We start from the raw sequence: 10,962 nt of genomic DNA on the forward strand, positions 1-10,962 counted from the left end.
TGAAGCCGCGGATGGAATCGAACCACCGTAAAAGGCGGGAAGCCTTTGCCTGTCCACTCGGCCACGCGGCAAAATCTTTACGGTTGAAACAGCCAGCGTTGCACGGACTCCCGGATCCGCGAGAAATAGAAGGTGATGAGCGCCGCTGCCGACAAAATGCTCACATACACATACAAATGCCTGAAATAGAACAGGCAGGCGATGGCCACCAGCATCACGCGGGCATATTCAAGGTAGAAGAACCATTTTTTCTGTTCGAGGATAGCACCGGTGTTGACGAGGCTCAGCAGCACAAAGAGCACTGCGAATACCGCCAGGCCTGCCGGCACCCAGGCTTCCAGGAGCATGACGATAAACAGGACGCCGATGCTCACGATCGTTTGGATGACGATGTAAACCCGCTGTCCGCGCGTTTGTTCGCGGGTATGCGATTTGCGCAGCCATCGTTCTTCCAGTTCTCCGCGAATGCCGGGATCGATGTCGTCGGGTTTGCCGAAAATCACTTTCCATCTTTCCTTCCAGCTTTGCGCCCGAACGAAAGCCGTGCCCAGCTCCAGCATGAAATGGAATTGCTGCCACAGGAAGCTGTAGCTCCCCAGCGGTTTTGTGAGGCCGTAGACGCAGGGCTCTTCTTCTTTTTCTGCCACGAACGTTCCGAAGAGTTTGTCCCAGATGATGAGGACGTCTCCGTAGTTTTTGTCGAGATACGCGGTGTTGGACGAGTGATGCACGCGATGGTGGCTCGGCGTCACCAGGATGTACTCCAGCCAGCCAAGCTTACCGATCGTGCGCGTATGGATGAAAAACGGATATAAGCCATGCACGAGCAATAAGGCGGTGATCATGGCAGGAGGGAAGCCCGCCAGCGGAAGCACCGCCCAGAACAGGGAGCGCGCGGCCGACTGGAAAACCGTTATCCGCGCAGAAACCGTATAATTGAAATCTTCGCTCTGATGATGCACCACATGCGCCGCCCAGAGGATGTTCACTTCATGCGCCAAACGATGGTACCAATACCAGACGAAGTCGGTAGCGATAAAGAGCAGCGCCCAGGTATACCAGGCCGGCCGGATGTCCCAGATCGTAAAATTCCGGTAAATGAAATCGAAAAAGAAGTAGAACAATCCGGTCACGAACACGTCCAGCAGCCGCTCCGCGATCCCGGTATTCAGGTTGGCGACGGATTCCGCGAAATGGAAATAATTGCGTCCCGTGCGCCGGGAAACGAGGTATTCCAGCCCGATGAAAAGCAGGAACCCGACGATGGACAGGGCGATCCAGTTCAGATGTTGCATAAGGTCTACTAGTTAGTATGGTTGGTCTATAAGAACGGTAGACAAATAAACGGTAAAAAAGCGAAACGGCAAAATCCGTTTCGCTTGGCTATTATTTGAGGATGATCTCTTCGAAGTTACGGGCCAGGCGGATCTCGATCACGGATGCCTGCAGCGCATCCTGCGGAATGTCCATCACCAGGCCGTCTACCACGCAGGTAGTGGGCCGGAAGGGCAGTCCATGGATGCGGAGGCGGTGATGCGTGTAATCCGCTTCAAACTTGCCGACAAATTTCTTTTTCAGCCGGAACTGTTTTTCTTCGGATACCTGTTTGAAGCGCACGAGGTTGTATTGCCCCGTCTTGTAAGCGTAATGATCGCCGGCATCTTCGTACAGGATGCTGTGGGTGATGCCTTCGCCGTAATACACCTGCAGGATCATTTCTTCCACTTTTCGCTGGCCCACCCATTCCATATCGGGGTATTGGGGCACCACGGCGCCGCTTTTCACGAAAATGGGCATTTCCGAAATGGGCGTGGGAACGGTGACGGTCTGGCCGCCGGTATGGCGCTGGTCGTTGAAATAGTAATACCAGGTGCCTTCGGGCAGATAAACCGGTTTTTCCTGCATACCGGGTTCGCTGACGTGGCTGATGAGGATGCTGTCGCCCAGCATGAACTCGTGGTTCAGATCGTGCGTATGGGCATCGTTTTGCGCTACGAAAGCGAGGGGGCGCAGCATGGGCGTGCCATACGCTGCATATTGCCAGAAAGTGGTGTAGATGTAGGGGAGGAGGCGATAACGGAGCTGGATGAACGATTTGATCACCGCTTCATATTCCGGCCCGAAGCTCCAGGGCTCCTGATCGAACCCGGTATCGTTGCTGGCGGAGTGGGTACGCATGAGCGGATGGAACGCGCCCAGCTGGATCCAGCGGGTATACAGCTCGCCGCTGGGCTCGCCGATGAAACCGCCGATATCGCTGCCGGCGAAGCTCAGCCCGGAAACGGACAGGCGCTGGCATTGCACGGAAGCCAGCCAGAGATGTTCCCAGGTGCTCATATTGTCGCCGGTCCAAACGCTGCTCCAGCGTTGTGTGCCGGAATAGGCGGAACGGGTGATGACGAAGGGGCGCCTCGGCATGAGGTGTTTCTTCAAACCGGCCGCGGTAGCCTTGCTCATGAGGTGGCCGTACACATTGTGCGCTTTGCGGTGGCTCACATTCTCTCCGTCGTAATCGTGGCGCACGTCTTCGGGGAAAGTCCCCAGTTCGAACACCGCCGGTTCGTTCATATCGTTCCACACGCCCCTGACGCCGAAATCCGTCAAATCCTTGAACAGCCCCGCCCACCAATCGCGCACTTTCGGATCGGTGAAATCGGGGAACGCGCATTTACCGGGCCATACGTCGCCCTCCATGAGCGCGCCGTCTGCCCGTTTGCAGGCGTACCCTTTCTGCACGAGCTCCTGGTACACGGAATAATCCGGGTCTACCTTGATCCCGGGGTCGATGATGACCACGGTCTTGAACCCGCCGTCAGACAGTTCCTTGAGCAGTTTTTTCGGGTCGGGGAAGCCTTCCTTGCTCCAGGTGAAGCAGCGGAAGCCGTCCATATAATCGATATCGAGATAGAGCGCGTCGCAGGGGATGCCGCGGTCGCGGAATTCTTTGGCGATTTCGCGCACGCGGGTGTCGGGGAAATAACTCCAGCGGCACTGGTGGTAGCCGAGGGCCCAGAGGGGCGGTAATTCGGCCGTTCCGGTGATGCGGGCGTAGGATTCGGCGACTTTCAGCAGTTCGGGGCCGTAAATGAAGTAATAGTTCATTTCCCCGCCGCGCGCCCAGAAACTGGACGCATCTTCGCGCTCACTGCCGAAATCGAACAGGGTGCGGAAGGTATTGTCGAAGAACAATCCGTACCCGATGCCGTTGTGCAGGCCGTAATAGAAGGGGATGTTCCGGTAAAGGGGATCGGTATCCTTCGCATATCCGTACGCATCCGTCCCGAAATTCTCCACGCGCTTGCCGCGGAGGTTCAGGTCGGTGGGCTTGTCGCCCAGGCCATAGAAAGCCTCGCCTTCCTGGATGAGTTTGGTGCAATACACGATCTTGCCGCCTTTCTGGAGATAATATTGCCAGTGGAAGCCCGTTTCGTCCTGGTTGATGATCCGCCCGTCGATGTCGGTGATGGTGATCCGGAGGTTTTCGCGGGCCACATAGACGCGGATGGCGGTGGTGAATATTTCGAAGGACTCCTGCCATTCCCGGATATCGAAGTTTTCGGGGGATTCTTCCAGTTTATCGCTCAGGGCATAGGAGAAATCCCGCTGGAACTGCCCGTCGGCAGCATACCTGAACCTGACGATCTTGTCGGATATCACCCTGATTTCCAGGATGGTTGCAGAGGTGTAGAAGTAGAAATAGTTGCCTTCCTTTTTCCAGGATTGAATATTGTCTGGGTAGTGTTTGACCGAGTATTTACCCGAAGATGTTGCCACTTGCATCGTGCCGATCTGTTTCTTTTACTAATAAATGTCACGGCCTTTCAAGGGGCCGTATTCCATCTAAATTAATTAAAAATTAGTTTTTCCCTGCATTTAACGGGGCATTTCCGGCTTTTACAAAAAAAATAACTGTGTTGGCGAGATTGTCCGAAAATATTGCAGTGAGAAGGTTTAACTTGTAGTAAATGTACTTTTTGCTTTAACCTATTGTTCCGGTTGTGATACAATAAGCGTATTGTTACGGGCGTCCTTTCCAGGGCGCCCTTTGCATTCGGTCACATTCCCCTTATTACGGCGATCCGCCCTTTCGAGCCCGCCAGGTACACCGCTTTCCCGCTTTTGGCCCGCCGCACGGCGTGGAAACCCTCGCCCGGGAGCGCCTGCCAGGTCAGGCCGCCGTCGGCCGACCAGTCGGTACCCGTGGGCCCGGTACAGATCACGATGTTCTTATCGACGTATTCCACGGCGGAACGGTACCCGCGCGGCGGCGTTTTGGGCAGCGCCCAGTTGAGCCCGCCATCGGCCGTGATGAGGCAATTCCCTTTTACGATTTCCGGTTTGACGTAATCGCCGCCCACTGCAATGCCTTGTTTATCAGTAAGGAATGCGAATGAAAATATGCCGGTGGATGCCTGCCCCTGCGTGGCGGCCCATTCGGAAACCTGCCAGGTCCGCCCCTTGAGCCGGTAAAAACGGCTGTGGCTCCCTCCGGTAGCGAAAGCCACCTGTCCACCGGGCAACGCCCGCAACGTAGTGCCGCTCGCCGCGAAGATCGCTTCGGCGGAATCCGCTTTGGGCATGGGCAGGTTGTACCAGGTTTTACCCCCGTCGGGCGTAATAAGCCCTTTGAAGCTGCCGCCCAGCGGGTCTCCCGCGATGAAGCCTTTCTTATCTCCCCAGAAATCCATGGCATCGAGGAACACCGCGGAATCGCTGTTGTAATAAACCTGTTCCCAGTTCTTGCCGCCGTCTTCAGTGAGCATCACCCGCCCGGGAGACGCGATGCCCATGAGCAGCGCCCTTTCCCCGGAAAAACCTTCCACGTCCCGGAAATCAACGGTATCGCAGCCGGGAACGGTGATCCAGGTCCAGGTTTTACCGCCGTCTGTCGTACGGCCCGCCTTGCCCTGGGTGCCGGAAACCCATACCACGCTGTCGTTCACCACGCTCAACCCCCGGATGCTCCCGATGGGCGCATTCACTAGCTCCTGGATCGAAGGATCGGGCCTGGGGGCGGGTTTGGGGGCGACGGGGGCCGTCTGCGCCAGCGCAGGCCGGCATGCGATCACGGTCATCACCATCAACAGTCTGAATTTCATACGCGCTTCGTTTTCGGCAATAATAATGAAGAAAAATGCAAATTCGTTACAAAGTGTAGACGAGAATTATATATTTGCAAACCTCCTAAGACATATTCAACTGCACGATGCGATCATTTTATCAGACAAGCATCCTTATACTTTGCTTGTTCCTGACATGCCTGGTAACTGCCTCCGCACAGGAGCGCAGTTATAATTTCGACGCGTACAGCGTGGATAACGGGCTGTCGCAGAACAGTATCGGCAGCATCATCCAGGGCCCGGAAGGGTTCCTCTGGATTTCGACGTTCGACGGCGTCAACCGGTTCGATGGCTACGTGTTCAACGAATTCCGTACCAATCCCGCACAGGGCCGGGCAGATAAAGCCAACGAGCGCGTGGTCTACAACTCCGCCGCTCAGCTCGGCCGGGCCGTGATAAAGAGTTTCGGGCTTCATGGCACCCGCAATCACCTGTTCTACCTCGATCACGACAACCAGCTCTTCGTTGCCCACAACGCCGGCATCAGCTATTACGACTCCTATAAAGGCACCTTCCGCCTGGTGTTCGCCGACAGCATTTACGTCAACGAGTCCGAACGTGATTTCCTGCCCAAATTCAAAATCCTCGGCGAAGACGCGGCCACACAGTCGCTATGGGTCTGGCGGCCGGCCAAAGGGCTCTACCAGCTGGACAGTGAAACGTTCGAGCTCAAAAAGATCATCCTTTACCCGCCGGCTTACGCGCGGGAAAATAAAATCCCGCAGACGGTGGTCATGCAGGATAATTACATCTGGATCTGTTTCGAAAACGAGCAGTTGTACCGGATGGACGTGCATACCGCCCGGCTCACCACCTTCTGCCTGCCCACGCTCATCGGAAAGCCCGTTATCCGCGCCCTGAGCGCCGATTCCCTGCTCGTGGCCAGCAACGGGCACATCACGATCTTCGACACGAAACATAACCGCTATTCCGATACGAAGTTTTCCATCTACAACGAGCTCCAGGAACCTTTCACCCCAAACGTCATCGAGCTCGACGAGCGCGGCAACGTCTGGATCGGCGGGAACAACGGCGTGCTGGTCTACAGTATCGCCAATCACGAGATCATCAATCACATCACCAGTTTCAACGCCTTTGAAACCAATTCGTTCAACAAGATCACGGCGCTGTACCGCGACCGTGGCAATAACATGTGGATCGGCACGGATGGCGACGGATTGAAGAAATATGCGCCGAACAAAAAGGTGTTCAGTCTTTACCGCTCCCCACGGATTTCGCACAACATCGTCAAAGCCGTGTACAAGCACGACGACGGGCGGTTGTACGTAGGTTTGCTACAGGACGGGCTGGACATTTACGAGAAAGGCGGCAAATACCTCAAGCGGATCTCCAATGAGCTGACGCCCGGGCGCTTCCCGGCCAACAACCTCCACGCCATCTGCCGGGAAGATTACGAAAGCCTGTGGTTCCATTTCGTGCGGGGGCACATCGGGCTGTTCGACATTAAATCCGAACGGTTCCAGGACCTGACCGGTAAAGTGCAGGCGCTGGGCCTGCCACAGCAGTTGGTCATCTATCCCTTCGTGAACAAGCGGCCGAACGGTGAAACGTATTTCAATTACGGGGAATACCTGCTGAAATTCAGCAGCGCGGACAAAGGCCTCACGCCCGCCATCGTTCACCGGTTCGATAACGAGCAACTGACCTGCTTTTTCGAGGATTTCTGGGGCAACCAGTACGTGGGCACCAAAGCTTCCGTCTATTGCCGGAAATCGGAAGGCTCGAAATGGGAGAAGGTCCCGCTGTGGATCAAGGACGTGGAGATCAAGGCCATCAACAAGAATGCGCATAAACAGCTGCTGCTGGCCACCAATAAGGGATTGCTGGTGCTCGACGAAGCCAACCGTAAACTGAAGCACTATAACAGTTACGACTACGCGGGCATGGTGAGCGATTACGTGTACGCCGTGTTGCTGGACGATAAGGACAATATGTGGATCAGCCACAACCGCGGCCTTACCCACATCCGCCAGAATGGCGATAACCTCGTGACGTTCAATTTCGAAGACGGGTTGCAAAGTAACGAGTTCAATACCGGTGCGTATTTCAAATCGATGGACGGTGAACTGTTCTTCGGCGGCATCCGCGGGGTGACGGGTTTCTATCCCCGCAACTTCCGCAACAATCCCTGGATGCCGAAAGTGATCATCAAACGGCTGGAGGTGCTCGACAAGCCTTTCAAGTCGGACACGGCGATCTCGCTGCTGCAACGGGTGGAGCTGCCCTACAACCAAAATACCATCGCCATCGAGTATGTGCCGCTGGAATTTACCAATCCTTTGAAAAACAAGGTGCAGTACATGCTGGAAGGGGCGGACGAAGACTGGCTCATGGCCGGTAACCAGAATATGGCGCGGTATACAAACCTCGCACCCGGCACGTATCTGTTCAAGGTGAAAGCCTGCAACAACGACGAAGTCTGGAACACGGAGCCCACCACGCTGCAGATCGTCATCAAAATCCCGTTCTGGCAGTCGCTCTGGTTCCGGTTCCTGCTATTGTTACTCATATTAGGTATAGCATATTATTTCTCCGCGCTGTATCTTGACTACAAGATCCGGAACGAGAAACTGAAGCTGGAGAAGGAGCAGGCGGTAGACCAGGAGCGGGCGCGCATTTCGAGCGATATGCACGACGATCTGGGGTCTGGCCTGTCGACCATCAGGCTGCTGAGCGAGATCGCGAAGCGGAAGATCAAGGATACCGGGCAAACGAAGGAAATCGAAAGGATTTCCGAAGCGGCGGGCGAGTTGGTGGACAAGATGAGCGAGATCATCTGGGCCATGAGCTCCTCGAACGATTCGCTGGCTAACCTCATCGCGTATATGCGGAGCTTTGCGGCTGATTTCCTGGAGCATGCACATATCCAGCACCATTTCATCATCCCTGAAAGCATTCCCAACGTAAAACTGAACGGAGGCACCCGCCGGCATATCTACCTGGCCGTCAAGGAATCGCTGCACAATGTCGTGAAGCATTCCCAGGCCACGGAAGTGATCATCGAAGTGAAAGTGTTCAAAAATATGACGATCATGATCAAAGACAACGGGAAAGGATTTGACCCCGAAAAGGTACGCCTGTTCGGCAATGGACTGAAGAACATCGAGAAGCGGATGCAGCAGGTGGGCGGGCAGGCCGACATCATTTCACAGAACGGGACGACAGTTTTCTTAGATATACCATTAAATTAATCTACATTTACTTTTTATAACATCTTGGTGTTATGACTTTAAATTGAAATGATGGTATATTCGAAAAAAAAGCTACAAAATAGCATGGATATCATCTCTGTGGCTATTGTTGAAGACAATCACGATATCAGGCAAGCCATGGAGTTGTTGATCAATGGTTCTGAGGGATATGCGTGCATTGGCGCTTTCAACAATGCAGAAAATGCGCTTGAAAAGATTCCTCAGTTGTTACCCAATGTGGTGTTGATGGACTTTAATCTGCCGGGAATGAACGGTATAGAATGCATCGCACGCCTGAAGGGGGAATTCCCCGACATGCAGTTTATGATGCTGACGGTCTATGAAGATGACGACAAGATCTTTATGGCCCTGGAAGCAGGTGCCAGCGGTTATATCCTTAAAAAGACATCTCCCGGCGAATTGCTCGACGCCATCCGCGATCTTCATGAAGGCGGATCGCCCATGAGCTCGCAGATCGCCAGAAGGGTAGTGGCCTACTTCCAGAAACAGGCCAAACCGAACCCGGCCCTCGAAGCACTGACTTCCCGCGAAAAAGAAATCCTCGACCAGCTGTCCAAAGGTTTCCTCTACAAGGAAATTGCCGGCAACCTGTTCATCAGTATCGAAACCGTACGCCGACATGTCCATAATATATATGAAAAGCTGCACGTGCGCAGCCGGACGGACGCGGTCAACAAATATTTTAACCGTTAAAGGTTGACTATTGCCATTTTTGACAGGGGCCTCCCGGCACAGGGGGCCCTTTTTCTTATCCTGCTCATAAAAGTATCCCGCTTCGGCACGATCCTATTAGGAAAGATTCCCGTTTTGTCCTACATTCAACTTCAATTTCCCCCTCTGTTTGAGCGCATTTGACCACGATATGGATTGGATCCGGATGAAAAGCGGCGACCTCTCCGCGTTCGAGCGCCTGTATCGCGCGCACGTCCAGCCCATGATGCGCTACGGTCTCAAAATCACCGACGATCCCGCCCTGGTACAGGATTGCATCCAGGACCTGTTCGAAGAAACCTGGAAAAACCGCCAGCACCTTTCCGATACGCCTTATCCCAAATATTATCTCCTCCGCGCGCTGCGCAATAAATTGTCTAAAGCCCTGTCCAAACAGTCGTTCGTCCGCAACGGCGAGCTGAACCTCGCTGCCGGCGAGCTCCTTTCCGGGTATGTGGAACTGGAGATCGTGGCGCGCGAAACGGAAACCCACAACCGCGAAACCCTCCGCCATCTGCTCGACGAGTTGCCCCGCCGCCAGCAGGAAGCCATCCACCTCCGTTTTTACCATAACGTGTCTTACGAAAACATCGCCGAGATGATGGATATGAACTATCAATCCGTCCTCAACCTCGTTCAGCGCGCGCTGAAAGCCCTGCGGAAAGGGTTTTCGGTAAAGGCTCCCCGCCGCTGAAAAAATAATTCCCGAAAAGTGAGTATCCCGCCAATAATTCGTCCATTACAGGATATATACGCTCCGCATGCCATCATCCGAAGACAAACTGGAATCGCTGTTGCTCGACAACCGCTTTGTGGACTGGGTTCTCAACCCGGGAAGCAGGTACGCGTCGTACTGGGAGTCCTGGTCTGCCGAGCGTGAGGAGAATGCCGAACTGGCCGCTAGCGCCCGCGCGATGGTGCTGGAGATCGGGATGGAAGAGGAATACGGGGGAGAAGAAATGCCGGCCGGCGAAGTGGACGCGCTTTTCGGAAAGATCCGGGAAGGCATCGGCGAAAGGGAACGGCATCGCATGCGCCCCCTCCGCTGGACCGCAATTGCGGCAGCCATAGCATTGCTGGTAGCCGCCGGTGGATGGATGCTTTTCCGCGGAGAAGCGAAATTGAAAGAAGTAGCAACCGTGGCAGAAGGGCGCTCGCCCGAAGTGGTACGGTTCAACGGCAACTCCGGCAGCCAGGCGCTTTTTCTGCCCGATGGCTCCAGGGTTGTGCTGGGCAAAGGCGCGCGCATCGCGTACAACCTGTTGATGGACGGCAGTAAACGCGAAGTGAAACTGACGGGAGAAGCCTTTTTCGACGTAGTCCCCAATCCGCAGCAACCGTTTTATATATATACCGACAAGATGGTCGTGAAGGTGCTGGGCACCAGCTTCCGGGTGAAAGCTTCCGGCGCGGAGGAATCCGTGGCGGTGAGCACCGGCAAGGTGTCTGTCTACCTGAAAGGGCAAGACCTGGAGCAGCGCGCGGCGAGCATTGTGATGCCAAGGCAGTTGTGCCGCTACGAAGCCGCGCTGCAGGAGCTGGTCACCGAAGATTTCGGCGGCAACTTCGTTCAGGAAGCAGAACTGGCCAAACTGAAAACCCTGGTGTTCGAAGAAGCGCCCGTGGCCGAAGTGCTCCGCGCACTCGAGACCCATTACGCCATCCCCATCACATTCGACGCAGACACGTTTAAGAACTGTTATATCACGCTGACGCTTGGAAATGAAAGCCTTGAGGAAATATTGAAAGTCATTACCAGGACTATCGACGCATCGTACACTATGAGTACTTACGGCATCCGTGTAGAAGGAAATGGGTGCCAGAATGAACAATGAAATAGATTAATTAAAAACTAAACTCAGACAACCAAAATGAACGCATGAGACTGACCGGAGCAG

Annotated in this window: 7 protein-coding genes and 1 tRNA gene; 4 read left to right on the forward strand and 4 right to left on the reverse strand. The window is 54.6% G+C overall.

The annotated features are described in order from the left end of the window. Nucleotides 1–2: 2 nt before the first annotated feature. The 4 genes from WJU22_RS15940 to WJU22_RS15955 all read right to left on the reverse strand — a co-directional run bounded on the left by WJU22_RS15940 (nt 3) and on the right by WJU22_RS15955 (nt 5,099). Nucleotides 3–70: transfer RNA gene (locus WJU22_RS15940), tRNA-Gly, on the reverse strand. A 7-nt stretch (nt 71–77) separates the two neighbouring features. Then, complete coding sequence (locus WJU22_RS15945; RefSeq protein ID WP_341839172.1) at nt 78–1,295, reverse strand: sterol desaturase family protein; 1,218 nt, start codon at nt 1,293–1,295, stop codon at nt 78–80. 91 nt (nt 1,296–1,386) lie between these two features. Beyond that, nucleotides 1,387–3,780, reverse strand: coding sequence for a glycoside hydrolase family 31 protein (locus tag WJU22_RS15950; protein ID WP_341839173.1), 2,394 nt, complete (start codon nt 3,778–3,780; stop codon nt 1,387–1,389). A 275-nt stretch (nt 3,781–4,055) separates the two neighbouring features. Next, nucleotides 4,056–5,099: an oxidoreductase gene (locus WJU22_RS15955; RefSeq protein ID WP_341839174.1), complete on the reverse strand. Its 1,044-nt coding sequence runs from the start codon at nt 5,097–5,099 to the stop codon at nt 4,056–4,058. Between the two features lie 146 nt (nt 5,100–5,245). Here WJU22_RS15955 and WJU22_RS15960 point away from each other — a divergent pair, with 146 nt between their 5' ends. From WJU22_RS15960 to WJU22_RS15975, 4 genes are all read left to right on the forward strand, one after another. Further along, on the forward strand, nt 5,246–8,332 hold the full coding sequence (locus WJU22_RS15960) for a ligand-binding sensor domain-containing protein (protein WP_341839175.1): 3,087 nt from the start codon (nt 5,246–5,248) through the stop codon (nt 8,330–8,332). 84 nt (nt 8,333–8,416) lie between these two features. Then, nucleotides 8,417–9,046 (forward strand): response regulator transcription factor, encoded by a 630-nt coding sequence (locus tag WJU22_RS15965; protein ID WP_240646501.1) that lies wholly within the window; start codon nt 8,417–8,419, stop codon nt 9,044–9,046. Nucleotides 9,047–9,194: 148 nt separating this feature from the next. Beyond that, nucleotides 9,195–9,758: a sigma-70 family RNA polymerase sigma factor gene (locus WJU22_RS15970; RefSeq protein ID WP_341839176.1), complete on the forward strand. Its 564-nt coding sequence runs from the start codon at nt 9,195–9,197 to the stop codon at nt 9,756–9,758. Between the two features lie 67 nt (nt 9,759–9,825). Then, entirely contained in the window at nt 9,826–10,899 is a 1,074-nt protein-coding gene (locus tag WJU22_RS15975) for a FecR family protein (protein WP_341839177.1), read from the forward strand. The last annotated feature ends 63 nt before the right edge of the window (nt 10,900–10,962 follow it).

The sequence above is a fragment of the Chitinophaga caseinilytica genome (assembly GCF_038396765.1).
GTDB lineage: Bacteria > Bacteroidota > Bacteroidia > Chitinophagales > Chitinophagaceae > Chitinophaga > Chitinophaga caseinilytica.

Excerpts from the sequence above, each read along its gene's own strand:
- WJU22_RS15950 (WP_341839173.1), bottom strand. The coding sequence starts at position 3,780 with ATGCAAGTGGCAACATCTTCGGGTAAATACTCGGTCAAACACTACCCA.
- WJU22_RS15965 (WP_240646501.1), top strand. The coding sequence starts at position 8,417 with ATGGATATCATCTCTGTGGCTATTGTTGAAGACAATCACGATATCAGG.
- WJU22_RS15955 (WP_341839174.1), bottom strand. The coding sequence starts at position 5,099 with ATGAAATTCAGACTGTTGATGGTGATGACCGTGATCGCATGCCGGCCT.
- WJU22_RS15975 (WP_341839177.1), top strand. The coding sequence starts at position 9,826 with ATGCCATCATCCGAAGACAAACTGGAATCGCTGTTGCTCGACAACCGC.
- WJU22_RS15945 (WP_341839172.1), bottom strand. The coding sequence starts at position 1,295 with ATGCAACATCTGAACTGGATCGCCCTGTCCATCGTCGGGTTCCTGCTT.